We start from the raw sequence: 23570 nt of genomic DNA, 5'->3' as shown, positions 1-23570 counted from the left end.
AAACCGGGGGCCCGGCGAGAGAAAGGGCACTGTTTCGTGAGGAAGGACGAGGACATCCACACCAGCGGACCGGTCAGGGCCGAGCTCGCGGACGACGTCGGCCGCATCAGGCTGTTCGGCGAAATCGATCACACGGCCGTGGAGCAGCTCGACCGCGCCGTCTCCGATCTGCTCGACAAGGGCGTGAGTCACCTCGTGGTGGACTTCGCCGATCTGTCGTTCTTCGACTCCGCCTGTATCAGCGCCCTGGTCCGGGCGCGGGCGCTCGCCGAGGAGCGCGGCAGCAGCATCACGCTCGCCAACGTCAACCGCTACGCCCGCCGCATCCTCGACCTGACAGGGCTGTCCGTCGCCTTCACGATCGAGGCGAAGGACGACGAGGACTGACTTGAGCGAGGGGCGCTCAACTTTGGGAGGTGAGCGTCATGGCGCTGCCCGCCATGCGATCCGCCGGCACGTCGAGCCGTTGGGACCCGTTCCGGGACTTCGGAGGTGAGCCGCGAGGACGTCGCGGTCGACCTGACCGGCAACCGCCTCGCCGTGACCGGCGAGCTGAAGGCGCAGGAGCGGGAGGGCCGGTTCCACCGCCGCACCCGGCGCACCGGCAAGTTCTCCTACCGCGTGCCGCTGCCGCGGGGAGTGGACGGCGACAAGGTCGAGGCCGCGCTGGAGAACGGTGTGCTGACCGTGCGCGTGCCCAAGGCCGAGCCGGCGCAGCCGCGCCGGATCGAGATCACCGGCGAGTAACCGACCCGAAGGGGCCCCGACCGCCAGAATCCGCCAGGTCCGGGGCCCTTCTTCGTGCGCTACCGCGGCCCGGCGGCGACCGCCGAGGGCAGGGTCACCGGGGTCGCGGTGACGGGGTAGCCGAAGCGCAGGATCACCTGCGGGTGGCCGGGGAGCCCGAGCCGGTCGGCCAGCCCCGCCCGCACCTCGGGCACGTGCAGCGGCTGGGCCAGCACCGAGCCGACCAGGCCCTCGGTGAGCGCCGCGAGCCAGATCCGTTCCATGGCCAGGCCCGCGAGCAGGTGGTCCCGCCGCCCGTCGCCGGGGGTGAGCACGACCAGCAGGCCCTCCGTGCGCAGCCGCCCGGCGAGCGTGAGGCTGTCGGGCAGCCGGGTGCCGTCGTGCGCGAGCGCGGCCCACGGCAGGCCGGCCACGTCCTGGAGCGGCTCGGGGAACTGCGCCGTCCACGCGGTCAGCTCCCGCTGGTAGACACGGTCCTCGCGCAGCACCGCCGCCGCGCGGCGCAGCAACTCCGCGAGCGCCGCGGCGTCTTCCGGCCGGCGCACCGCCCGCGCCTGTGCGCCCGATCCCGCGGCGGCGCCGAGTGAGTCCAATATGGACGGTGGCACCGGGTGCAGGCTGAAGGGCGCCCGGTAGCTGCGACGGCGGAACACCGCGGAGTACCGCTCGACCTCCTCGGCCGTGGCGTCCTCACGCCCTGCCGCCACCACCTTGGCGACGAGGTCGGGACGCCCGCCGGCCGGGAACAACGCCACGGCGGGGCGCCGGCCCAGCGCCCGCACGGCCAGCTCCAGGTTGGCCAGCGCCGCCCCGCAGGAGACCATCCGGTCGCGGCCCGCGGGGTCGTGACGCGGCAGCGCCACCTCGACGCGCTCGACCAGCTCGGCCTGGTCGCCGTGCGCCTCGAGCGTCCACGGCCTGCTGTGGTGCACCGACGGCGCCCGGCTCACCGCGCGCGCCAGCACCCCGATCTCGGTGCCGGACCAGCTCATCGGTTGGCCTCCTCGGGCTGCTGACGGCGGGACCGGGTGACGGCCTCGGGGCGCCGCCGCGGCGTCGCGGGTGCGGCGAACCCGTAGCCGAAGCGCAGCACGGCCTGGGGGTGGGCCTGACCGCCGAGCAGCCCGCGCAGGGGCTCGCGGGTCGCGGGGACCTCGACCGGCTGCGACAGGAACGACGCGCTGACCCCGGCGGTGGTGCCGGTGAGCAGCACCCGTTGCATCGCCTGGCCGGTACGCAGCTGCGCCAGCGGCGTGTCGGCGAACGAGCAGAGCACCGCGACCAGCGGCTCGCGTCCGGCCGGACCCTCCGGGTGGTGGCGCGGGGTCAGCAGGCCGGCCGCCGCCGGGCGCGGGCCGCCCGCCGCCAGCGGCACGCCGTCGTCGCGGCGGCCGCCCGCGGCGGTCCAGCGCCGCAGCTCGGCCTGGAACGCGGGATCCTCGTTCTGCAGGTGCTCGGCGCGCCGCAGCAGCCGCGCCAGCTCGTCGAGGTCCCGGCCGCGTTCCACGAGCACCAGCGCGGCGCCCTCCAGGCTCGCCGCGCGCACCAGCGCGTCCCGGATCCACACCGGCACCGGCCGGTCGGTGAACGGCCGCCGGTTGCTGCGGCGGAACGAGACGGCCCTGGCGAACGCGCGGTCCTCCGGGGTGACCTGGCACGGGCCCTGCAGCCACACGGTGGCCAGGTGCGCGGGCCGCGCCCGGTCGGGCAGCAGGCGCACCGCGCAGGCCTGCCCGGCGGCACGCAGCGCGAGCTGGATGTTGAGCACGGCCGCCCCGCAGGCGAGCCGGGCCTCCCGGCCGTCCGCGTCGGCGACGGCGAGCACCCGCTCGGGATCGAGCAGCACCTCGATCCGGTCCTCGGCCAGCTCGAACCGCCAGGGCTGGGTGTTGTGCGGCGACGGGGCTCGCACCGCGGCTTCGAGCGCCGGCACGACCAGGCTCGCGGCCTGCGCGGGGATGATGGTCATGATCGGCACTCCCGGAGCTGAATTCCGGCCACCAGGTTCGTCTCGCGGCACGGGCCGCGGCAGAGGCGGGCGTCCCGAACATCGGGGGTCTTTGGGCCCTTGGCGGGCGCGCCCGGCCGGGAGACGACCTGGCTTTCGCCCGGCCCCGATGACAAGCTGGCTGCATGCCGGTGGAAGGCACCCCCAGCCCCCTGCGCGGCGCCCTGTCCCAGCTGCGCCTGCGGGAGCTGCTCGGCGAGGTGCAGGACCGCGTCGAGCGGCTGGTGGGCGTCCGCGACCAGATGGACGGGCTGCTGGAGGCCGTGCTCGCCGTCGCGGGCGGGCTCGAGCTGGACGCGACCCTGCGCCGCATCGTGCACGCGGCGATCGAGCTGGTCGACTGCCACTACGGCGCCCTCGGCGTGCTCAACTTCGACGGCGTCGGGCTCGCCGAGTTCGTCTACGAGGGCATCGACGAGCAGGATCGCCGGAAGATCGGGCACCTGCCGGAGGGACACGGCCTGCTCGGCATGCTCATCCAGGAGCCGAAGCCGCTGCGCCTGCCGGATCTGGCGGCCCATCCCGCGTCGGCGGGCTTCCCGGCGCACCACCCGCCGATGAAGACCTTCCTCGGCGTGCCGGTCCTGGTGCGCGACACGGTGTTCGGCAACCTCTACCTCACCGAGAAGGCGGACGAGCAGCCCTTCACCGAGGACGACCAGGTGGTGGTGCACGCGCTCGCCGCGGCCGCGGGCATCGCGATCCAGAACGCGCGGCTGTACGAGGAGGCCCGGCTGCGCCAGCGCTGGCAGGAGGCCACCAGCGAGATCCGGGCCGAGCTGCTGGCGGCGGCCGCGCCCGGCGACGTGCTGCACCTGATCGCCAACCGGGCGCTGGCGCTGACCGGGGCGGACTACACCTTCCTGGCCCGGCCGGACGATCCGGAGCTGCCGCCCGAGGAGGTCAGCACCCTCGTGGTCACCGTGTCCGCCGGGCTCAACGCCGACGTGCTGACCGGCCGCGAGATCCCGGTCGAAGGGTCCAGCTGCGGGATGGCGTTCCGCGACGCGGTGCCGCAGCGCGCGGCGAGCCTGCGCTACAACCTCTCGGAAGGGCTGACGGAGGACTTCGGCCCGGTGCTGGTGCTGCCGTTGCGGGCCTCCGCCGACACGGTGTCCGGGGTGCTGGTGACGCTGCGCAAGGCCGGTGAGGAGCCGTTCGCGGAGAGCCAGCTGTCCTTGGCCGCCTCGTTCGCCGACCAGGCCGCGCTCGCCCTGCAGCTGGCCGACGACCAGCGCCGCCTCTACGAGCTCGAGGTACTGGCCGAACGCGACCGGATCGCCCGCGACCTGCATGACCACGTCATCCAGCGCCTCTTCGCGCACGGGCTGGCCCTGCAGAGCACCCGGCTGCGCACCCGCTCGCCGGACCTGCAGCGCCGGATGGGCGACATGATCGAGGACGTGCAGAGCATCATCGCCGAGATCCGCACCGCGATCTTCGACCTGCACGGCGGGCTGGAGGGCACGACGCAGCTGCGCAGGCGGCTGCACGAGATCATCGCCGAGATCACCGGCGAGGCGGGCCTGCAGACGACCGTGCGGGTGTCCGGCCCGCTGGGCGTGGTGTCCCCGCATCTGGCCGAGCACGCCGAGGCCGTCGTCCGGGAGGCGCTGAGCAACACCGTGCGCCACGCGGGCGCCAGCACCGTCGCGGTGACCGTCACCGTCGCCGACGACATGTGCATCGAGGTCTCCGACAACGGCCGTGGAGTGCCGGGCGGGGTGACCCGCAGCGGGCTGGCGAACCTCGCCGACCGCGCCACGAAGGCAGGCGGGAAGTGCACCGTCGACATGCCCGAGGGCGGCGGCACCCGGCTGGTCTGGTCCGCCCCCGTGTCGTGAGCACGACCGTCACCGGTGGCACGGCGAGACGTTCTCCTCCACCAGCCCGAACCCCGCGACCAGCTCGGGGCGGATCCGGATCACGTAGCCCGCCCCGTCCCCCGCCCACGGGTCGGCCAGCCCGCGATAGCGCTCGGTGACCGCGCCGGGCTCGACGCGCCGGGCCACGCCGGTCACGATGACGCTCCAGCCGATGTGGTCGTCGCCCGACACCGAGTCGGCCTCGTAGGCCACCACCGTGTCCAGCGCCGAGAGCAGCGCGGCACCGCCGTGGCTGCAGATGATGATCTGGCCGCCGTCGAGCAGGTGGTGGACCGGCCGGATCGCGGGCAGGGCCTGGTGGGTGAACACGATCCGGCCCACGCCGACGCCGGCCAGCCGGCGCAGCGACTCCTCCCGCGAGAGCTCCTGGAATCTCCGCGGCGTCATCCGCCACTCCAGCTCGGCGGTCCGCACGTGGGCACGAGCGACATCCTCGTCCGGGGAGGATCGGGGGAAAAGAGCACAAAGTCCTCTGGTGATCAAGCCCGGACCAGCGGCGGTGGCCCCGGTCCGCCCCGGTCCACAGTGGACAGACCTGGTCGGTGGCGTGCCACCGGGGCCCGGGAGGGCCTAGCCTGGGCCTACCCGCCGGAGGTGAGGACCGTGATCAAGGTGTTCCTGGTCGACGACCACGAGGTCGTCCGGCGCGGCGTGGCCGACCTGCTGGAGGCCGATCCCGAGCTGGTCATCGTCGGCGAGGCGCCCACGGCCGCGCAGGCACTCGCCCGCATCCCGGCGCTGCGGCCCGACATCGCAGTGCTGGACGTGCGGCTGCCCGACGGCAACGGCATCGAGCTGTGCCGGGACCTGCGCTCGAAGCTGCCCGAGCTGAACGTGCTGATGCTGACCTCCTACACCGACGAGGAGGCCATGCTCAACGCGATCCTCGCCGGCGCGGGCGGGTACGTGATCAAGGACATCCAGGGCCTGCAGCTGGTCTCCGCCGTCCGCGAGGTCGGGTCGGGGCGCTCCCTGCTCGACAACCGCGCGGCCGCCACGCTGATGGCGAAGCTGCGCTCGGACGCGAGCGACGCCGGTCCGCTGGCCGGGCTGAGCGAGCGGGAGCGGACCCTGCTGGATCTCATCGGTGAGGGCCTGACCAACCGGCAGATCTCCGAGCGGATGTTCCTCGCCGAGAAGACCGTGAAGAACTACGTCTCCCGGCTGCTCACGAAGCTCGGCCTCGAGCGCCGGACCCAGGCCGCGGTGCTCGCCACCCGGATGCGGGAGCAGCGCCAGAACCGCGAGCCGCGCGACTGACGTCCACTGTGGACGCCGCACAAGATCCACTGTGGACGACTGAGCTCGCCTCCTTGAACTAGGGTCTTTCGACCCTACGCCGCGGCAGCCGAGCGCAGGAGGGTGGGAACGACGGAAGAGGAGTGCCATGGCACGAGCGGCGAAGTGGACCATTGAAGTCGCGCTCGACGAGAACGGCGACACCACCCGCGCCCAGGTCCGGCTGGCCGCGGCGGGAGGCGCCGTGTTTCACGGCATCGGCCTCGTCCGCGGCGGCCAGCGCGGGGTACACCTGCCCGCGATCGCGGCCGAGCTCGCGATGGCGCGGGCGTTCAGCGACCTGACCGAGGAGCTGCTCGAGGCGGTCGCCTCGGACATCGAGTCGGCGGTACCGGGCGCGGTGGCCCCCGTCCCGGCCCGTGCTTGAGCTCAGTGGCCCGCACCCAGACGCTCGGACAGCTCCCGCAGGGGCTCCGACACGCGCACCCGCACCGGTTCGGGGTTCCGCAACCGCCGTGCGCTGCGCGGCAGCCACAGCAGGTCCCGCTCGAAGCGGTCCCGCGCCTCGTCGAGCCGGTGCTTGCCGCGCAGGCGACGGCCCGCGCGCATCACCTGGGACAGCACCGGGCGACACCCCTTCGGGGACGGCTCGTCCCGCAGCGCGAGCACGTCCGGATCGCCGGAGGCCCGGCGGTACACCTGCTTCGCGCCCGGCAGGGTCTCCTTGCCGGGCACGTGCTGCGCGATCGGCCTGCCCGCGTACTCGACCAGCTCATAGGCGGTCTCGGTCGGCGGCGCGTCGGCGGACACGCCCAGCTTCACGCCGACGCCGTAGGAGTCGATCGGCGCCTGTGCCGCGGTCAGGCGCGCCAGCTCGTACTCGTCGAGCCCGCCGCTGACCATGATGCGCGCCTGCACGAACCCCGCCTCGTCGAGCAGCTTCCGCGTCTCCTGCGCCAGCAGCAGCAGGTCGCCGGCGGCGAACCGCACGCCGAAGCCGCCGTCGGGCAGGCCGAGCGCCATGGCCACCTCCACCGCCGCACGGACGCCGGCGAGCGTGTCGTTCGTGTCGACCAGGAACATCACCGAATCGGGGAAGTCGTGCGCGTAGGCGCGGAAGGCCGCCTGCTCGTCACCGAAGGCCTGCACGTAGGAGTGGGTCATCGTGCTGAGCGGGGCGAGGCCGAACCGTTGTACCGCGCCGACCTGGCTGGTACCGGCGAAACCGACCATGGCGCACACCCGCGCCACCGCGGTCGCCGCATCGAACCCGTGCGTGCGCCGCGCGGCGAAGTCGACCAGCTCCGCCCCGCCCGCCGCGATCCGGCAGCGCGCGGCCTTGGTCGCCACGGTGGCCTGGAACGAGACGGTGTTGAGCAGGGCGGTCCCCACCAGCTGCGCCTGCGGCAGCGGTGCGGTCACCTCCAGCAGCGGCTCGTCGGCGAAGACCAGGCAGCCCTCGGGCGCGGCCCACACGTCGCCGTCGAACCGCAGCCCCGCCAGCGCGTCCACATCGGACTGCGCGAGGCCGCCGCTTTCCCGCAGACCGGTCAGTTCCCCTTCCTCGAAGCGGAAACCCTCGAGGAAGCCGAGGCAGTCGACGAGCCCGGCGCTGACCAGGAAGCCGCGCTGCGGCGGCAGGCGGCGCGCGAAAAGGCTGAACGTGGCCGGCTCGGTCATGCCGCGCCGCAGACAGCCCGCGGCCGTCCTGACCGCGTACAGATCCGTCTGCGTGGCGGTCATTCCGGCGTGTCCCGGGCCTGGCCCATGGGTCCCACCGTACGACTCGCGGCCCGGTCGTGGGGACTTTGTACCGTGCGGCCGGTTACCTCCAGCCCTGCCCTGGGCACCCGGGGAGAAGGCATCGTCGACCGGACGGCTTCGTCTCGAGGGAGCGATCCGATGGTGGTGGACAACCGCACGACCGCAGGCCAGGAGCTCGCCGCGCGCCTGGCGGACGTGCGCGGGGAACGGCCACTGGTGCTGGGCCTGCCCCGGGGCGGGGTGCTGGTCGCCGCGCCGATCGCCACCGCGCTGCACGCCCCGCTCGACGTGGTCCTGGTCCGCAAGATCGGTGATCCCGGCAGTCCCGAGCTGGCGCTCGGCGCCGTCGGCGAGGACGCCGTCGTCGTCGGGGGGAACAGCCTCGACCCCGAGATCTTCGCGCGGGTGCTGGAGACCGAGCAGCTGCGCCTGGCCCGCCGCGCGCTGCGCTACCGCGCCGTCCGCCCCGCGGTGCCGGTGTCCGGCCGCACCGTCGTGCTCGCCGACGACGGCATCGCGACGGGCGCCAGCATTCGCGCGGCGATCCGGGTGCTGCGCTCGCGCGGCGCCGCGCGGATCATCCTCGCGGTGCCGGTCGCCGCGCCGGAGGCGCTCGCCGAGCTGACCCCGCTCGTCGACCGGGTCGAATGCCTGCTCGCGCCGAATCGGATGCAGGCGGTCAGCCGGTGGTACGCCGACTTCCGGGAAGTGGACGACCGCGAGGTGCTGCGCGTGCTCCAGGAGAACGCCGGGGTCCCCGCATGACGTGGCCGCCGATCCGCAAGCCCGACGCCGTCCGCGCGTCGGCCACCCTCGGGGACTACCGGCGGGTGGTCGAGGAGTTCAGCTGGGACGCCGAGCGGCTGGCCCTGTCCGGGCTGCCCCGGGGCCGCGGGCTCAACATCGCGCACGAGGCGGTGGACCGCTACGCCGCCGGGCCGCGCCGCGACCACGCCGCGCTCCGCTGGGTGGACCGCTACGACGACACCGTGGACTTCACCTACGCCGAGCTGGCCGAGCGCAGCAACCGGTTCGCCGACCTGCTCGGCAAGCTCGGCATCCCGCGCGGCGAACGGGTGTTCACGCTGCTGGGCCGGGTGCCCGAGCTCTACGTCGCCGTGCTCGGCGCCCTCAAGGCCGGCTGCGTGCTCTCCCCGCTGTTCGCCGCCTACGGTCCCCAGCCGGTCCGCGAACGGCTGCGGCTGGGCGAGGCCGGCGTGCTCGTCACCACTCCCGAGCTGTACCGCCGCAAGGTGCGGGAGATCCGCGACTCGGTGCCCTCGCTGCGGGAGGTCCTGGTGACCGGCGAGGTGAGCGAGCCGGGGACGCTCGCGCTCGGCCCGGCGCTCGCCGGGTCCTCGCCGGAGTACGAGATCGCGGCCGGCGAGCCGGACGACCCCGCGTTCCTGCACTTCACCAGCGGCACCACCGGCAGCCCGAAGGGCGTGCTGCAGGCCCACGAGGCCGTGCTGGCGCAGTTCGTCAGCGCCCGGTACGCCCTCGACCTGCACCCGCGGGACGTGCTGTGGTGCAGCGCCGACCCCGGCGGGGTCACCGGGATGACCTACGCCGTGGTGGCGCCGCTGGCCGCGGGGATCACCACGGTCAGCGTCGACGGCGGGTTCGACGGCAGGCGATGGCTCTCGGTGCTGTCCACCCAGCGGGTCAGCGTCTGGTACACCGAACCCGCGACGCTGCGCACCCTGATGCGCCGGGGTGCGGAACCCCCTGCCGAACACGACCTGTCGGCACTGCGATTCGTGGCCAGCGGCGGCGAGCCGCTCGGGGCGGAGGCCGTGGTGTGGGGCCAGGACGCGCTGGGCACGCCGGTGCACGACACCTGGTGGCAGGCCGAGACCGGCGCGATCACGATCGCCAACTTCGCGGCCGAGGAGGTCCGGCCGGGGTCGATGGGCCTTGCGCTGCCGGGGGTCGAGGCCGGGCTCGTGGAACGCGGCGAGGACGGCAAGGTCCGCGAGCTGGGCCGCGAGGAGCGGCAGGCGGGCGAGCTGGCGCTGCGGCGTGGCTGGCCGTCGATGTTCCGCGGCTACTGGCGCGACCCGCAGCGCTACAACGAGTCCTTTTCGGACGGTTGGTACCTCACCGGCGACATCGCCCGCCGCGACGAGGACGGCTACTTCTGGTTCGTGGGCCGGACCGGCGACGTGATCTCCGCGAACGGCTACCTGGTGAGCCCGTTCGAGGTGGAGAGCGTGCTGCTGAGGCATCCGGCCGTGCGGGAGGCGGGAGTCGTGGGCAGGCCCGACCCCGACGAGGGCGAGCTGGTGAAGGCGTTCGTCGCGCTCCACGCCGGCTACGAGCCGGGCGAGGAGCTGCGGCTGGAGCTGCTCTCGTTCGGCCGCCGCGCGCTCGGCGCGCTGGCGCCACGGGAGGTCGCGTTCGAGCCGCGGCTGCCGAAGACGCGCAGCGGCAAGGTGCTGCGGCGCGTGCTCAAGGCGAGGGAACTGGGTCTCGCAGCGGGAGATCCGTCTACAGTGGAGGGAATGTCATGAGTGACCGGAGCCTGCGCGCGTACGAGCGGCTGGACCTGCTCCGCCAGATGATCCGCGCGCGGCGCTTCGCGGAGCGCCGCGCCGGCGAGCCGGTCATCGGGAACGAGGCCGTGCTGGCCGGGATCGCCCAGGGCGTCGGCCCGGACGACACCCTCGTCGAGGGCGGCGGGCTGTCGCTCGCGCTCGGGCTGGGCATGTCGGCGGCGATGCTGGACCGGCCGACGGTCACCGTGTACCTGCTGGGCGAAGACGGCGGCCCTGCCGAGGAACTGCGCGCGGCGCTGAAGCTGGCCGCACGCCGGCGGCTGCCGGTGCTGTTCTGCCGCGAGAACAACCTCCACCCGCTCGGCGGGCTCGCCTCGGAGACGGGTTTCGCCGATGAGCACGGCGTTCCCGCGTGGTCGGTGGACGGCATGGACGTGCTCGCCGTGGCCGAGGCCGTGGACGAGGCGGTCGACGCGATCCGCTGCGGCGAGGGCCCGCACCTGCTGGAGCTGAGCACGTGCCGGTTCCGCGGCCGCGCGGAGGTGGCGCGCTGGCGTGAGTTCGACCCGGTCCGCCTGCTGACGGACCGGATGCGCGCCGAGGACGGCCTGCGCGAGCCCGAGCTGACCCGGCTGGAGTCCGAAGTGGACGCCGAACTGGCGGTGCTCGAACCGGTCGGCTGAGCCCGGCCCGTCCGGCGAAAGTGGGCCACAGGCCCGGGCGGCACACCCGGAGTTATCTTGGGGCATGCCGACACTGCACGTCGTCGACCGGTACGCGGACCTGCGCGACCGGCGCCTGGCCGCCCGGCTGGCGGCCGAGGACGCCGCGGAGGAGCGCGGGCTCGACCCGTTCGAGCGGATCACCTGCCGGACCCACCGGAACTGGCTGCACCACTGCGTCGGCGCCGACGCACACGTGATCCTGGTGACCGGGCACCGGTGGTGCCGGGCCTGCGAGCGGCCGGTGCCGGTCGTGGTGGACGAGCTCGCCGGGCAGGTCCTGCTGCGCTGCCCCGGGTGCGGCCGCTTCCCGGACTCCCCCGCCAACCGGCTGCTGGTCCAGGTCTGCGCGCGTGCCCTCGCCGTCGCCCAGGGCCGCCCCGACGGGCTCAGGCGCCGCCGACCACGTCCAGCAGCGCCAGCCCCAGCGGGGTCACGGCGTGCAGGACCGCGTGACCGTCGCGGGTGCTCGTGACCAGGCCCGCTTCGCGCAGCACGGCGGCGTGCTTGCTCGCCGAGGCCGCCGAGGTGCGCACGTACCCGGCGATGCTCGTGGTGGAGCGGGGGACGCGCAGGGCGCGCAGCACCTGCGCCCGGGTGTCGCCGAGCAGGGCGACCAGCGCGGCCGTCCCGCCGCCGGGCACCGGCAGGTCCCCCGCGGGGTAGACGAGCACCGGGGGCAGCGCCGGATCGATCAGCGTCACCGGGCTGGTCTGGCAGAAGTAGGACGGGATGAGGCTGAGCCCGCGCCCGCCCAGCTCGAGGTTCCGGTTCACCGGGTACGGGCACTCCAGCACCGGCGCCTCCCATCGGGTGCAGCCCGGCAGCCTGCTCAGCAGCCGCTCCACCCCGCCGCCGGACAGGTCGTGCACCCGGGACCCGCGGTCCGCGCCGAAGGCCCGCCGCACGGCGCTCCAGTGCGGCCTGAGCACGGTGTCGTGGTACCAGGAGGCGGCGTCGGCCAGTTCGCGCAGCCCGTCCGCGGAACCGTCGGCCAGCAGGCCCGCGGCCGGGGACGCCTGCCGTCCGCGCAGGATCGCGGCCATCTCCCGGCGCAGCCGCTGCCTCGGGGTGCTGAGCACGGTCTCCAGCACGTCGCCGAACTCGCCCTCGCCGCCGGCCGGGGTGAGGAAGTCGGGGAAGTTCCCGCGCGGGGGCACCAGGGTGGTGAGCAGGTCCAGATGCCGGCGGTGGGCGGGCTCGCCGAGCCGCGGCAGCGAGTGCTCCCGCCATTCGGCGTAACGGGCGTGCGGCCGGACGGACCGCACCTTCTGCAGGCTCAGCACGAGCTCCCACATCGGATGCGGCTCGGCCACGATCCGGGTTCTCGCCAGGTCTTCGGCGGTGAAATGCAGACGCAGCCGGGGCACGGGATCCACCGTATCGGGCTCGTCCAGTCTTTTTCCGGCTGTGCCGCGGGTCAGCACCAGGCGTGGTTCAGCTCGTCCACTTCGGACAGCAACGCGGCCAGGCGGTGCTCGAGGCGGATGGCGCTCGCGGGCGCGAGGCTGAGCCAGGAGTCCTCGCGCACCAGCAGATAGCGGCCGCGGGAGGTGTCGAACCACGAGACGAGGGTGTCCATCCGGCGCGCCCGCCCCGGCCCGGTACGGGAGACGGCGAACTGGCCGCCGGTCCGGCGCCCGGCGGCCAGTTCCAGCAGCACGGCGGTGTCGACCGGCGACACCCCGCCCGCCCGCAACACCGCCTTAGGCTCCATCCGGGCGCCGAAGACGTCCTCCGCCGGCTCGGCGGCCGCGGTGAGCACGGCGCGGGGCAGGGACAGGCCGTGGCCCGGCCCGGCGTCGCGGGCGGGCAGCACGCCCGCGATCGCGGACGCGAGCGCGGTCGGGCGGATCGCGGTCAGCCACACCTCGCCCCCGGCGAGCATCGCGAGCACGGCGGTGTGCCGGTCGGTGCCGGCCAGTGCGCGCAGCGGGTAGCCCACGTGCGCGACGGCGTCCACGGCGAACTCGCACCCGGCGAGCAGGACCAGCAGCGCTTCGAGGTCCGCGGCCAGGCGCCCGCCCGCGGCGAGGCCGCGGGTGCCCAGCTCGCGGTACACCTCGGCGGTGAACTCGGCGCGCAGCGCCGGGGTCCGGCCGCAGGCGGGCACGGCCAGCGGATAGGGCATCGGGCCGAGCCCGAGGTCGGCCCACAGCAGGGCGAACTCGGCCGTGGTGAGGACGAGGTCCGGCCCGGTCGCCGCGCCGCCGTCTCCCCCGTGCCCCCGGCGCCCAGGATCGCCAGGGCGGGAGCTAGGGGCGGCCGTACCGCCGGACGACGGGACCGCGCGGGGCCGGTTCCGCGGGCACTGGTCCCACAGGTCCCGGGCCCCGACGACGAGACCGGCCAGGCCCGGTACCGCGAACGCGGCACGCAGCCGGGTCTCCCAGTCGAACGCCGCGGGGTCCGCCGCAGCGACTTGGTCGTGGTTCACGAGCGGTATCTCCCCTGGCACGGACGCGTCGGGACGAGTCAAACCCGCCGGGCCGCCGTAGTGGGCGCTCCGCCCGCGCCTTACCCGAAGCGACAGCCAACGCTGCCCGTTCTCACCAGGACAGCTCGGCCGCCAGCGCCCTGGCCTCGTCGGTGCCGAGCTCCTCGCACAGCGCGAGTGCCTGATGCCGCCGGTCGTGTGCCGCCTCGGTGTCGCCGGTGGCGACGTAGAGCGTGCTCAGCTCCGCGAGGGTGCGGGCGCGCTGCCAGCGCAGGGGCACTCCGGTGAACGCGGAAAGCGCCAGCTCCAGGCACACCCCGGCGAACGCGTGCTGGCCGACCTCGCGCCGTGCGCGGCCTTCGTTGAGCGCCGCGTGCGCCTCCTCCAGCCGGAACCCGCCCTGGCGGAACAGCGACCGCGCCTCGCGGAAGGTGCTCGCGGCGCGCTGCCAGCGCCCGGCCTCGTTCAGGTCCAGCCCGAGGTTGAGCAGCGTCGCGGAGTGGAAGAACCGGCGCGCGTCGGGGTTGGCCTCGCCGTAGCGGGCCTCGACGTCCGCCAGCACCTCGCGGTGCACGGCGAGCGCTTCGGCCGTCCGGCCGCACGCCCGCAGGATCGCGCCCAGCGTGTTGCGGATGGTGCCCTGGCCCAGCCAGAACTCCAGCTCCCGCGCCAGGTGCACGGCGCGGAGGGCGTGGTCGAGTGCCTCGGGAAGCCGGCCCAGCCGCATCAGCACCGCGGCGAGGTAGGCGAGCGCACACGCCTGCTCCCGCCGGTCGCCGATCTCGACGGCGAGGCGCAGCGCGTCGCGATGCGCGCGGAGGCCGCCGTCGTTGTCGGCGAGGCAGAAGTAGCGCGCCCAGCCGACGAAGTCGAGCATGACCGCCTCGTCCTGCCGGCTGCCCAGCGCCCGCGCGGCGACGAGGCCGAGGGTGAACACGTCGTGCCACGGCCGCTGCTGGCTGCGCCCGTCGGAGTACCAGTGCATCGCGTGCGCCAGCTCCAGCACTTCGCGGTGCCGGCCCGCCTGAGCCGCGAGCCGGTGCGCGGCGAGCCAGTTCGACGCCTCGGTGTCGAGCCAGGCCGCCGCTTCACTCCGCGAGCGGAACGGCTCGGGCGTGAGCGTGTCGGGGTAGAACAGGCGCGCGGCCGCCGACGCCGTGCCCAGCAGGTACTCCAGCGTGGCGTGCGCCAGCGTCTCGCGGTCGGCCGGCTTCTCCTCGGCGTCCAGGCGTTCACCGGCGAAGATGCGGATCAGGTCGTGGAACCGGTAGCGGCCGGGGGCGGTCGCCGCCTGCACGAGGTTCGCGTCGACCAGCTCGTCCAGGTACGCCGAGACGTCCTCCTCGGTCATCCCGGCGGCCACCGCGGCGAGCGCGCCCGCGAAGTCGGCGCCCGGGATCGCGGCCAGCCGGCGGAACACCAGCCGCGCGGCCGGGGAGAGCCTGCGGTAGGACATCTCGAACGCCGAGCGCACCTGCAGGTCGCCCGCGGCCAGCGAGCTCAGCCTCGTGTTCACGTCGCGCAGCTCGGCCACCAGGTAGGCGATCGACCAGTGCGGCCGCGTCGCGAGGCGGTTGCCCGCGATGCGCACCGCCAGCGGCAGGTTGCCGCACAGCGTCACCAGCTCCGTGGCGGCTCCGGGCTCGGCCGTGACGCGGTCCGCGCCGACGATGGTGCTCAGCAGCCCGGTCGCGCCGGTGGTCGCGAGCGGCTCGAGCCAGACCCACCGGCCCGCCTCCAGCCCGGCGAGCGCGCGGCGGCAGGTGATCAGGGTCAGGCAGCCGGGGCTCGCCGCGAGCAGCGGGCGGACCTGCGCCTCGTCGGCGGCGTTGTCCAGCAGCACCAGCACCCGCCGACCGGCCAGCAGCGAGCGGAACAGGTGCTGCTGCTCGACGCCGGCGGCCGGGATCTGCTGCGCGGGCACGCCGAGGGCACGCAGCAGCTGGTCGAGCGCGGCGCGCGAGGTGACCGGCTGGTCGTCCATCCCACGCAGGTCGAGCGCGAAGCAGCCGTCCGGGAAGCGGTCTTCGAGCGCGTGCGCGGCCGCCACCGCCAGCGCCGTCTTGCCGACGCCGGGGTGGCCGATGATCGACAGGACCACTCCGCTGGGCGAGCCGGTGGCCGCCGCCTCCCGCAGCCGGGCCAGTTCCGCGTCGCGGCCGAGCAGGTCCGGCACCGCCGGGGGCAGCCGGCAGGACAGGTCCTCCTCGCCCGGCTTCGCGGCGCGGCGGCGCCCGTCGCGGGCCGCGGCGACGAACCCTTCACGGTCCTTCCCGGTCAGGCCCATCGCGTCGGCGAGCGCGTCGGCGGAGCGGCGCTGCGCGGCCTGCGAGCGGCCCCGCTCCAGGTCACGCAGGGCGCGGACGCTCATGCCGGAGGCCTCCGCCAGCTCCGCCTGGGTCAGCCGGGCGGAGCGCCGGTGGCGCAGCAGCAGCCGCCCGAACGCCGACGCGTCGTAGTCCGTCACCTCGTTCACCACCCCCTATTGAACCGGCAGAACTACCTACACCGAAAACCTGCCGGTTGTTCCGCCTCCTGCGCGCGCGGGAGTTCGGGTTTGCTGAACGCATGTCATCGCGTATCGCGTGGGCCCAGGGTGCCGGACGGGACGAGGGCAGGCCCAAGCTGCACGCCATCTCGCCGAGGCGGCCCACCGTCAAGGTCGCGGTGCTCGTGGCCGACCCGTTCGTCCGCACCGGCGTCCTGGCCGAGCTGCGGGACAAGCCCGGGGTGCAGCTGGTCGACCCGCGTGAGGACGTCCGGCCCGAGGTGGTGGTCGCCGTCACCGAGCCGGGACGCGACCTCGGCGACCTCGTGTCGAAGGCCGCCGGGGCGAAGCTCGTGCTGGTGGCCGACCAGGCCCGCCCCGCCGAGCTGTGGACGGCGGTCGAGCACGGGCTGGTGGTGCTGGTGCCACGCGCGGAGGCGAACACGACGCGGTTGCTACAGGCGATCTCCGACGCGCACGCCGGCCGCGGTGACCTACCGCCCGAGCAGCTGGGGCCGTTGCTGCACGGGTTGTCCCGGCTGCACCACGACGTACTGGCGCCGCGAGACCTGACGCTGAGCGGCCTGTCCCGCCGCGAGGCCGACGTGCTGCGGCTGCTCGCCGAAGGCATGGACACGTCGGAGATCGCGGCGGAGATGACGTACTCCGAGCGCACGGTGAAGAACATCCTGCACAGCCTGCTCACCCGCCTCGGCCTGCGGAACCGCACGCACGCGGTGGCCTACGCCCTGCGCGAGGGCATGATCTGACGGGCGATGCCCGGCGGCGCAAGGAAACCGTGCCGGGCAGGCGGCCACAACTCCCGCGGCCGGAACTCAGGTCTGAACCTCTTCCGTAAAGGTCCAGACAACCGACGATCGTCGGTTGACCGCACCCGTGCCGGGTGCCTAGCGTCGGAACTCCCCTACCGAAGGAGGAATTCCGGTGTTCTCCCGCCGCGCCTTCCTGGGCCTGTCCGCCGCCGCGCTCACCGCACCCGCCTGGCCCGGCTTCGCCACGGCCGCGGCCGCCACCCCGGCCACCTTCACCCTGAACCTGGTCGACAACTCCGGCTCGGGCACCGCCTACGCCTACGTCACCGGCACCACCTCCGACAACCGCCTGGTGCTGCTCGCCGCCGACGGCACGCCCTACTACCCGCCCTCCCCCGCCACCACCCTCACCCCGCTGCCGGTCGACTGCGCGATCCCGGTCGGCTCGGGGCGGCAGGTCAGCGTGCCCAGGATGTACGCCGCGCGCATCTACCTGGTCACCGACGCCAAGCTCGATTTCTTCCTCAACCCCGGCCCCGCGCTCGTGCACCCGAGCTTCCTCAACAGCTCGGACCCCAACTTCGGCAGGAACTGGTCGTTCGCCGAGTTCACCTTCAACGACGCCCAGCTGTTCGCCAACATCAGCTACGTCGACTTCGTCGGGCTGCCCCTGGGCATCGCGCTCTCGACCACGTCCTCGGGCAGCCAGTCGGTGCCGGGCCTGCCGTCCGGCTCGGCGTCCGCACTCGCCGGCGAACTGTCGGCGCAGGGCTCGAACTGGTCGCAGCTGGTGCAGACCTCCGGGGGCCGCCCGCTGCGGGTGCTGTCCGCGCAGCACAAGGCCGACCAGTTCGCCGGCTACCTCGACGGCTACATCGACCAGGTGTGGCAGAAGTACGCGACCCAGCCGCTGACCGTCGACACCCAGGCCGTCGGCGCGTTCACCGGGCGGGTCGCCGGCGACGTGCTCACCTTCGACAACGGCGAGAGCTTCACCAGGCCCACCACCGCCGACGTGTGGAGCTGCGACAGCGGCCCCTTCGCGATCGCCCAGGGCGCGAGCGACGCCCGCAAGGCGATCATCCCGCGGCTGGCCGCCGCGCTGAACCGCACCACGCTGCTGGCCAACGCGAACCAGCCCACCGGCGAGGACCCGGCGCAGTTCTACCGCAACGCGGCGACCAACCACTACGCCCGCATCGTGCACAGCAAGCTGCCGGACAACCGCGGCTACGCCTTCCCCTACGACGACGTCACCCCCGGGCCCGACTTCAGCGGTTCGGTGTTCGCGGGCGACCCGGCCGTGCTCACGGTCACCGTCCGCGGGCTGTGACCGGCACACTGGGGGCATGACACCAGCGGTTCGGGTACTGGCCTTCGACATCTTCGGCACCACCGTCGACTGGTACACCGGGGTGGCCCGGCAGGCGGCGGACGTCTTCGGGCACCTGGGCGTGCAGCTCGACGCGGGTACCTTCACCAGCGAGTGGCGCGCCAAGTACCTCCCGTCCATGGCGCGGGTCCGCCGGCACGAACGGGACTGGGCGTACCTGGACACGCTGCACCGCGAGTCGCTCGACGAGCTGTTGCTGGAGCACGGCGTCGACGACTCGGTGGACGAAGCGAGCCGGCAGCGGCTGGTCGACGCCTGGCACCGCCTGCCGGCCTGGGACGACAGCGTGGCCGGCCTGCGGAGGCTGCGCGAGCACCACGTCCTCGCGGCCCTCTCGAACGGCGGGTTCGCGCTGATGACCAACCTCGTCAAGGCCGCGGACCTGCCGTTCGACTGCATCCTCTCGGCCGAGCTGGCGCACGCCTACAAGCCCGACGCGCGGGTCTACCGCACCGCCGCGGGCCTGCTCGACGTGCGGCCCGACGAGGTGCTGATGGTCGCCGCCCACGGCTGGGACCTCGAGGGCGCGGCCGCGGCGGGGCTGCGCACGGCGTTCGTGGAGCGGCCGCGGGAGAAGGGCCCCGACCGGCAGGCGGACCGGGCCGCCGACGTCAAGGCCGACCTGCACGCCACCGACTTCCTGGACCTGGCCGGAAAGCTCGGCGTATAGGTCGTTATACGACAACCCCGGCCTGCACGACGGTGCGCGCACCGGACCAGAGCAGCGCGGGGTCGGTGAACGGGTCGCCGTCGAGGATCAGCAGGTCGGCGGCGCAGCCGGCGGCGACCCGGCCGAGGTCCGGGCGCCGCAGCAGCGCGGCGTTCACCGAGGTCGCCGAGCGCAGCACCGCCAGCGGCCCCTCGACCTCGGCCTGCAGCCGCAGGCCGGCCAGCTGCTCGTCCTCCAGCACGCCCATCAGGTCGGTGCCGAACCCGATCCGCACCCCGGCCGCCCGCGCCAGCTCGACCGCCGCCCGCCCGGACGCCAGGACCTCGCGGTTCTTCGCCTGCGACACCGCGGGCATGCCCAGCTCGGCGCCGCGGCGGTCCATCGCGTCGTAGGCGGCCAGCGTCGGCACGAGGAACGCGTCGTGCTCGGCCAGCAACGCGGCGGTGTCAGCGTCGAGCAGGTTGCCGTGCTCGACCGAGCGCACGCCGTTCTCCACCGCGTGCCGGATCGCCTCGGGCGAGTACGCGTGCGCCGCGACGTAGCTGCCGCGCCGCGCCGCCTCGTCGGTGACGGCACGGATCTCCTCGGGCGAGTACTGCGGGACGCGGATCGGGTCGGTCAGCGAGACCACCCCGCCCGACGCCATGATCTTGATCGCGTGCGCGCCGCGGCGGAACCGGTCGCGGACCGCCTGGCGCAGCGCGTCGACCCCGTCGACCACCTCGTTCATGAACTCGTGGCAGCCGCAGAAGTCGCTGTCGGTGCCGCGCGGGTCACCGTGGCCGCCGGTCTGGCTGAGCGCGGGGCCGGTGTAGAGGTAGCGCGGCCCGGGGATCAGCCCTTCGGCGAGTGCGCCGGTGATACCCGGGTCGCCGCCCGCCACGTCCCGCACGGTCGTGAAGCCCCGCTTCAGCGCGTTCACCAGCCGCCGCGCGCCGGAGTACGCGAGGTAGCTCGGGGACCGCGACTCGATCGCGACCAGGTCCAGGTCGATGCCGTAGGCATGGAAGTGCGCGTCGATCAGCCCGGGCAACACGGTCTTGCCGCGCGCGTCGAGCACCCGCGCGTCCTCGAAGGCACCGCCGACCTGCACGATCCGCCCGTCCTCGATGTGCACGGACTCGTCGTGCAGGTCGTCCGAGACGCCGTCGAACACGGTCGCGTTGACGATCGACATCCTCATTCCGCGCTCCTCAGTCGCTCGGTCTCCGCCAGGTCCACCGCGAAGGTCACCGGGTCCACGGCGACGCCGTACTCGCGAGCCGCGGCCGGCGCCGAGACGAACCCGTTGCGCACGTCGCGCGCCACCCGCGCGGGTTCGCGTTCGAAGGGGTCGCCGTACCCGCCGCCGCCGCCGGTGTCGTTGACCAGGACCTCGCCCGCGTCCAGCCGGTTGTAGCTGCCGCCCTGCACCACTTCGCCGTCGGTGCCGGGGTTGAGCACGATCCGGTTCGGCTCCCCCGGGCGCCCGCCCCCGATGGGCCACGGCTTCGTCTTCGTCTTGTACACCAGGCATATCCCGGTCGAGGGCGCGGTGAAGCGGTAGACCCGGCTGACGCCCACGCCCCCGCGGTGACGGCCCGCGCCGCCGGTGCCGGGCCGGTAGCCGTAGGACTCGATGAACATCGGCGACTTGGTCTCCAGCACCTCGACCGGGTTGTTGCGGCAGCCCGGTTCGGACAGGTGCATGATCCCGTCCGCCCCGTCGCCGCCCGCGTGCCCGCCGAAGCCGACGGCCTCGTTCGTCGCCTCCAGCCAGGGCTCGCCGGTACGCGGGTTGACCCCCAGGCCCATCATCGAGCAGACGTCCCCGCCCGAGCAGGCGGGCACCAGGTCCGGCATGCCCTGGGCAAGCGCTTTCAGGATCACCTCCCCCGCGAGCAGCCCGGTCCACAGCGTGAACGTCGGCATCGGGGGCACGGCGTGCATCACCGAACCCGGCTCGGTCACCACGCGCAGCGGCCGGAAGTTGCCCGCGACCACCGAGGTGCCCGGTGTGGTGAGCGCCTTGAAAACCAGGCTGCACAGGGCTTCCGTCTGCCCGAGCGGCAGGTTGACCGGGCCGCGGACGCCGTGCTCGCTGCCGGTCCAGTCGACCACCAGCTCCTCGTCGGTGACGGTGACCGTCGCACGCAGCCTGATCATCCGGTCGAGGTCCACGCCGTCGGAGTCGACGAAGTCCTCGGCGCTCCAGGTGCCCTTGGGCAGCTTCCCCAGCGCCAGCCGGGCGAGCCGCTCGCCGTGGTCGTTGATCGCGTCCATCGCGGCGACCAGCGTGCCCACCCCGTACTTCGCGGCGATCTCCCGGGTGCGCCGGACGCCGGTGACACACGCCGAGACCTGCGCCTGCAGGTCCCCGACCGTGCGCTCGGGCAGCCGGCTGTTGAACCGGATGATGTTGAAGACGTCGTCGTCCTGCACGCCTTCGCGATAGAGCCGGGTCGCCGGGAAGAACAGCCCTTCCTGGTACATGTCGGTGGAGTCCAGGACGTAGCCCGGGTCCTTCTGCTTGAGGTCGAGCACGTGGATGCGGCACGAGGCGAACCCGATCAGCGCGCCCTCGACGTGGATCGGCGCGAACACCAGCGGGTCGAGGGTGTGCGCGGAGGACCAGTACGGGTAGTTCAGCACGAACACGTCGCCGGGGCGCATCGCGTCCGCGCCGAGGAACCGCACGGCCTCCTTGATGCCGTGGTCGTTGCCGCGGGTGAAGATCGCGATGCCCGGTGCGTCGGCGACCACGTCGCCGCGCGCGTCGTGGATGCCGATGCCGTAGTCGTGGATCTCGTAGACGACGGTGTTGTACGCCGTGCGGCACAGGTTGCGCGCCATCTCCTCGGCGGAGGCCAGCAGGCCGTGCCGGATGATCTCGGTCTCGATCGAGAAGTTCATGCTGCTCCTACGGTGATCACGAGTTCGCCGTGCGGACCGACGCGCAGGTGGTCGTCGGCGTGGATGACGGTGGTGGCGGTGTGCTCGGCGATGACGGCGGGCCCGTCGAATTCGTCCCCGGCCAGCAGCACTTCGCGGGTGTAGAGCGCGTACGGGACGGCGGGCTGCTCTTCGGAGACGTACACCGGCCGCGACCCGTCGGCTTCCGGCACACCCGAGGTCCGCGAAGCCAGTAACGGCAGGCTCGGCTTGTCGACCGCGCCCGTGGCTCGCAGCCGCAGGGTGGTGACCTCGACCGGATCGGTCATCGTGTGCCCGTACTGCCGCTCGTGCAGCCGCGCGAAGGCTTCCTCCACAGTGGACAGACCTGCGAAGGGCACCGTCACCGAGTGCTCCTGCCCGGCGTAGCGGACGTCCAGGCTGCGGCTCATCGAGGCGGCGAACCCTTCCGCTTCCAGGGTCCGCGCCGCTTCGCCCGCCATCTGCGCGTACGCGGCCTCGACGTCGGCCGGGTCGAGTTCAGCGAGCGAGGACACGAGCGTGCGCGAGAAGTCGTGCTGCACGTCGGCCATGAGCATGCCGAACGCGGAGAACGCGCCCTGTCCCGGCGGCACGATGACGGTCGGGATGCCCAGCTCGGCCGCCACGTCGACGGCCACCAGCCCGCCGCCCCCGCCGAACGACAGGAGCGCGAAGTCCTTGGGGTCGCGGCCGACCTCGACGGTGATCGCCCGTACCGCGCCCATGATCTTCGTGCTGGAGATGCGGACGATGCCGCGGGCCAGCGCGGAAACGCTGAGCCCGAGCCGCTGTGCGACCGGCGACAGCGCCTTCTCGGCGAGCCCCCGGTCGAGCACGAGCTTGCCGCCGAGCGGGACGTCCGCGGCGAGGTAGCCCAGCGCGAGGGCGGCGTCGGTGAAGGTGGGCGCGGTGCCGCCTCGCCCGTAGGACGCCGGGCCGGGCGCGGCGCCCGCGCTGCGCGGCCCGACCTGCAGCGCCCCGGCCTCGTCCAGGTACGCGACCGACCCGCCGCCGGCGCCGATGGTGTGGATGTAGAGCGACGGGGTGTTGATCGGCAGCCCCTCGAACTCCGCGCCCTGGTGCAGCACGGGCTCGCCGTCGAGGATCAGGGACGCGTCGAGGCTCGTGCCGCCCATGTCGACCGTGATCAGGTTGGGCTCGCCGATCAGCGCCGCGAACGCGGCCGCGCCGATCACGCCGCCCGCCGGGCCGGACAAGATCAGGCTGACCGGTTGCTCCCGTGCGGTGCCGACGGTCATCGCGCCGCCGCCCGAGCGGGTCATCAGGAACCGGCCGCCGAAGCCGCGGCCTGCCAGCTCGACCTCCAGGTCCGCCAGGTAGCGGCGCACGATCGGCTTGACGTACGCGTCGAGCACGGCGGTGCTGGTGCGCTCGTACTCGCGGTACTCCCGGGACAGCTCGTGCGACAAAGTCACCGCCACGCCTGGGGCGACCTCGGCGAGCACCTCTCGCATCCGCAGCTCGTGCGCCGGGTTGGCGTAGGCGTGCAGGAACGCGACCGCGACCGACTGGTAGCCGCGCTCGGCGATCACGGCCGCGACGCGCCGCGCGTCCCGCTCGTCCAGCGGGGTGTGCACGCTGCCGTCGAAGAGGCTGCGCTCGGTCACCTCGAAGGTGTCGTAGCGCTCCAGCAGCGGCTCCGGTGGGCGGTGGGTGATGTCGTAGTTGACCCGGCGGTCGGTGCGGCCCAGCAGGTAGACGTCGCGGAACCCGCGGGTGCCGAGCACCGCCGTCCGGGCGCCGGTGCGGGTCAGCAGCGCGTTGAGGCCCAGCGTCGTGCCGTGGGTGAACAGCGCGATCCCGCCGACCTCGGCGCCGGTCACGGCGAACGCGTCGAGCACTCCGGTGGTGGGCGATTCGGGCGTGGTCGCGACCTTGTCGAAGCGCAGCTCGCCCGTGGCCGGCAGCAGCTCCACGACGTCGGTGAAGGTCCCCCCGACGTCGATCGCCAGCCGGCTGGTCTTTGTCATGCGGCGCAGTATCGAGGTTTCGGTGAGGGCACGGCTGGGTG

At 73.8% G+C, this 23570-nt stretch carries 22 protein-coding genes; 12 read left to right on the top strand and 10 right to left on the bottom strand.

Going from position 1 to position 23570, the window contains the following annotated elements; genetic code table 11:
• The first annotated feature begins 36 nt into the window (after nt 1-36).
• Together LWP59_RS15595 and LWP59_RS15590 are read left to right on the top strand one after the other, a co-directional pair.
• The gene (locus LWP59_RS15595; protein ID WP_144643672.1) at nt 37-387 is read left to right on the top strand and encodes an STAS domain-containing protein; all 351 of its coding nucleotides are present in this window, start codon (nt 37-39) and stop codon (nt 385-387) included.
• Between the two features lie 105 nt (nt 388-492).
• A complete protein-coding gene (locus LWP59_RS15590; RefSeq protein WP_229857449.1) occupies nt 493-747 on the top strand; it encodes an Hsp20/alpha crystallin family protein in 255 nt (84 codons plus the stop codon).
• A gap of 59 nt (nt 748-806) precedes the next feature.
• On the opposite strand, the gene LWP59_RS15585 is transcribed toward LWP59_RS15590, so the two are convergent.
• Together LWP59_RS15585 and LWP59_RS15580 are read right to left on the bottom strand one after the other, a co-directional pair.
• Nucleotides 807-1739: an Acg family FMN-binding oxidoreductase gene (locus LWP59_RS15585; RefSeq protein ID WP_144643671.1), complete on the bottom strand. Its 933-nt coding sequence runs from the start codon at nt 1737-1739 to the stop codon at nt 807-809.
• Entirely contained in the window at nt 1736-2716 is a 981-nt protein-coding gene (locus LWP59_RS15580; protein WP_144643670.1) for an Acg family FMN-binding oxidoreductase, read from the bottom strand. The genes LWP59_RS15585 and LWP59_RS15580 overlap by 4 nt, the downstream gene beginning before the upstream one ends.
• A 164-nt stretch (nt 2717-2880) precedes the next feature.
• Between LWP59_RS15580 and LWP59_RS15575 the strand changes: the two genes are divergently transcribed.
• Nucleotides 2881-4599 carry a sensor histidine kinase gene (locus tag LWP59_RS15575; protein ID WP_186383522.1) on the top strand — a complete coding sequence of 573 codons (1719 nt, stop codon included), beginning with the start codon at nt 2881-2883 and terminating at the stop codon, nt 4597-4599.
• Between the two features lie 9 nt (nt 4600-4608).
• Here the strand turns inward: LWP59_RS15575 and LWP59_RS15570 are convergent, their stop codons facing one another.
• Nucleotides 4609-5028, bottom strand: a complete 420-nt coding sequence (locus tag LWP59_RS15570; RefSeq protein ID WP_144643669.1) for a pyridoxamine 5'-phosphate oxidase family protein — start codon at nt 5026-5028, stop codon at nt 4609-4611.
• 216 nt (nt 5029-5244) lie between these two features.
• Between LWP59_RS15570 and LWP59_RS15565 the strand changes: the two genes are divergently transcribed.
• Both LWP59_RS15565 and LWP59_RS15560 read left to right on the top strand, forming a co-directional pair.
• Nucleotides 5245-5901, top strand: a complete 657-nt coding sequence (locus tag LWP59_RS15565; protein WP_144643668.1) for a response regulator — start codon at nt 5245-5247, stop codon at nt 5899-5901.
• 127 nt (nt 5902-6028) lie between these two features.
• Nucleotides 6029-6307, top strand: a complete 279-nt coding sequence (locus LWP59_RS15560) for a dsRBD fold-containing protein (protein ID WP_144643667.1) — start codon at nt 6029-6031, stop codon at nt 6305-6307.
• Between the two features lie 2 nt (nt 6308-6309).
• Here the strand turns inward: LWP59_RS15560 and LWP59_RS15555 are convergent, their stop codons facing one another.
• Nucleotides 6310-7623 (bottom strand): nicotinate phosphoribosyltransferase, encoded by a 1314-nt coding sequence (locus LWP59_RS15555; protein WP_144643666.1) that lies wholly within the window; start codon nt 7621-7623, stop codon nt 6310-6312.
• A gap of 159 nt (nt 7624-7782) precedes the next feature.
• Between LWP59_RS15555 and LWP59_RS15550 the strand changes: the two genes are divergently transcribed.
• The 4 genes from LWP59_RS15550 (at nt 7783) to LWP59_RS15535 (ending at nt 11339) form a co-directional block, all read left to right on the top strand.
• Complete coding sequence (locus tag LWP59_RS15550) at nt 7783-8409, top strand: phosphoribosyltransferase (protein ID WP_144643665.1); 627 nt, start codon at nt 7783-7785, stop codon at nt 8407-8409.
• Nucleotides 8406-10157, top strand: a complete 1752-nt coding sequence (gene acsA, locus LWP59_RS15545; protein WP_144643664.1) for an acetate--CoA ligase — start codon at nt 8406-8408, stop codon at nt 10155-10157. The genes LWP59_RS15550 and acsA overlap by 4 nt, the downstream gene beginning before the upstream one ends.
• On the top strand, nt 10154-10825 hold the full coding sequence (locus tag LWP59_RS15540) for a thiamine pyrophosphate-dependent enzyme (RefSeq protein WP_144643663.1): 672 nt from the start codon (nt 10154-10156) through the stop codon (nt 10823-10825). The genes acsA and LWP59_RS15540 overlap by 4 nt, the downstream gene beginning before the upstream one ends.
• Nucleotides 10826-10889: 64 nt before the next feature.
• Nucleotides 10890-11339 carry a hypothetical protein gene (locus tag LWP59_RS15535; RefSeq protein WP_186383521.1) on the top strand — a complete coding sequence of 150 codons (450 nt, stop codon included), beginning with the start codon at nt 10890-10892 and terminating at the stop codon, nt 11337-11339.
• On the opposite strand, the gene LWP59_RS15530 is transcribed toward LWP59_RS15535, so the two are convergent.
• The 3 genes from LWP59_RS15530 to LWP59_RS15520 form a co-directional block, all read right to left on the bottom strand.
• Entirely contained in the window at nt 11254-12234 is a 981-nt protein-coding gene (locus tag LWP59_RS15530) for a helix-turn-helix domain-containing protein (protein ID WP_144643662.1), read from the bottom strand. The genes LWP59_RS15535 and LWP59_RS15530 overlap by 86 nt on opposite strands.
• Before the next feature lie 50 nt (nt 12235-12284).
• On the bottom strand, nt 12285-13301 hold the full coding sequence (locus LWP59_RS15525) for an ESX secretion-associated protein EspG (protein WP_229857447.1): 1017 nt from the start codon (nt 13299-13301) through the stop codon (nt 12285-12287).
• A 112-nt stretch (nt 13302-13413) separates the two neighbouring features.
• Nucleotides 13414-15777 (bottom strand): ATP-binding protein, encoded by a 2364-nt coding sequence (locus LWP59_RS15520; protein WP_229857446.1) that lies wholly within the window; start codon nt 15775-15777, stop codon nt 13414-13416.
• Between the two features lie 92 nt (nt 15778-15869).
• Here LWP59_RS15520 and LWP59_RS15515 point away from each other — a divergent pair, with 92 nt between their 5' ends.
• The 3 genes from LWP59_RS15515 to LWP59_RS15505 all read left to right on the top strand — a co-directional run bounded on the left by LWP59_RS15515 (nt 15870) and on the right by LWP59_RS15505 (nt 18625).
• Nucleotides 15870-16559 (top strand): helix-turn-helix transcriptional regulator, encoded by a 690-nt coding sequence (locus tag LWP59_RS15515; protein WP_144643661.1) that lies wholly within the window; start codon nt 15870-15872, stop codon nt 16557-16559.
• A 175-nt stretch (nt 16560-16734) separates the two neighbouring features.
• Nucleotides 16735-17895: a glycoside hydrolase family 64 protein gene (locus tag LWP59_RS15510; RefSeq protein ID WP_191334797.1), complete on the top strand. Its 1161-nt coding sequence runs from the start codon at nt 16735-16737 to the stop codon at nt 17893-17895.
• A 16-nt stretch (nt 17896-17911) separates the two neighbouring features.
• Nucleotides 17912-18625, top strand: coding sequence for a haloacid dehalogenase type II (locus tag LWP59_RS15505; protein WP_144645451.1), 714 nt, complete (start codon nt 17912-17914; stop codon nt 18623-18625).
• A gap of 4 nt (nt 18626-18629) precedes the next feature.
• Here LWP59_RS15505 and LWP59_RS15500 read toward each other — a convergent pair whose 3' ends face one another.
• The 3 genes from LWP59_RS15500 to LWP59_RS15490 are packed head-to-tail and all read right to left on the bottom strand — an operon-like array spanning nt 18630 to nt 23529.
• Nucleotides 18630-19808: a metal-dependent hydrolase family protein gene (locus LWP59_RS15500; RefSeq protein WP_144645449.1), complete on the bottom strand. Its 1179-nt coding sequence runs from the start codon at nt 19806-19808 to the stop codon at nt 18630-18632.
• Nucleotides 19805-21517, bottom strand: a complete 1713-nt coding sequence (locus tag LWP59_RS15495) for a hydantoinase B/oxoprolinase family protein (RefSeq protein WP_144645447.1) — start codon at nt 21515-21517, stop codon at nt 19805-19807. Before LWP59_RS15495 ends, LWP59_RS15500 begins: the two co-directional genes overlap by 4 nt.
• Nucleotides 21514-23529, bottom strand: a complete 2016-nt coding sequence (locus LWP59_RS15490; protein WP_144645445.1) for a hydantoinase/oxoprolinase family protein — start codon at nt 23527-23529, stop codon at nt 21514-21516. The genes LWP59_RS15495 and LWP59_RS15490 overlap by 4 nt, the downstream gene beginning before the upstream one ends.
• Nucleotides 23530-23570: the final 41 nt, after the last annotated feature.

This window comes from Amycolatopsis acidiphila, assembly GCF_021391495.1.
Taxonomy (GTDB): domain Bacteria; phylum Actinomycetota; class Actinomycetes; order Mycobacteriales; family Pseudonocardiaceae; genus Amycolatopsis_E; species Amycolatopsis_E acidiphila.
Note: the sequence above shows the minus strand (reverse complement) of the source record. Positions and strands in the feature narration are given on the sequence as shown.

Coding starts and splice junctions, on each gene's coding strand:
- LWP59_RS15585 (WP_144643671.1), bottom strand. CDS start 1,739: ATGAGCTGGTCCGGCACCGAGATCGGGGTGCTGGCGCGCGCGGTGAGC.
- LWP59_RS15580 (WP_144643670.1), bottom strand. CDS start 2,716: ATGACCATCATCCCCGCGCAGGCCGCGAGCCTGGTCGTGCCGGCGCTC.
- LWP59_RS15575 (WP_186383522.1), top strand. CDS start 2,881: ATGCCGGTGGAAGGCACCCCCAGCCCCCTGCGCGGCGCCCTGTCCCAG.
- LWP59_RS15570 (WP_144643669.1), bottom strand. CDS start 5,028: ATGACGCCGCGGAGATTCCAGGAGCTCTCGCGGGAGGAGTCGCTGCGC.
- LWP59_RS15560 (WP_144643667.1), top strand. CDS start 6,029: ATGGCACGAGCGGCGAAGTGGACCATTGAAGTCGCGCTCGACGAGAAC.
- LWP59_RS15555 (WP_144643666.1), bottom strand. CDS start 7,623: ATGACCGCCACGCAGACGGATCTGTACGCGGTCAGGACGGCCGCGGGC.
- LWP59_RS15550 (WP_144643665.1), top strand. CDS start 7,783: ATGGTGGTGGACAACCGCACGACCGCAGGCCAGGAGCTCGCCGCGCGC.
- acsA (WP_144643664.1), top strand. CDS start 8,406: ATGACGTGGCCGCCGATCCGCAAGCCCGACGCCGTCCGCGCGTCGGCC.
- LWP59_RS15540 (WP_144643663.1), top strand. CDS start 10,154: ATGAGTGACCGGAGCCTGCGCGCGTACGAGCGGCTGGACCTGCTCCGC.
- LWP59_RS15535 (WP_186383521.1), top strand. CDS start 10,890: ATGCCGACACTGCACGTCGTCGACCGGTACGCGGACCTGCGCGACCGG.
- LWP59_RS15515 (WP_144643661.1), top strand. CDS start 15,870: ATGTCATCGCGTATCGCGTGGGCCCAGGGTGCCGGACGGGACGAGGGC.
- LWP59_RS15505 (WP_144645451.1), top strand. CDS start 17,912: ATGACACCAGCGGTTCGGGTACTGGCCTTCGACATCTTCGGCACCACC.
- LWP59_RS15500 (WP_144645449.1), bottom strand. CDS start 19,808: ATGAGGATGTCGATCGTCAACGCGACCGTGTTCGACGGCGTCTCGGAC.
- LWP59_RS15495 (WP_144645447.1), bottom strand. CDS start 21,517: ATGAACTTCTCGATCGAGACCGAGATCATCCGGCACGGCCTGCTGGCC.
- LWP59_RS15490 (WP_144645445.1), bottom strand. CDS start 23,529: ATGACAAAGACCAGCCGGCTGGCGATCGACGTCGGGGGGACCTTCACC.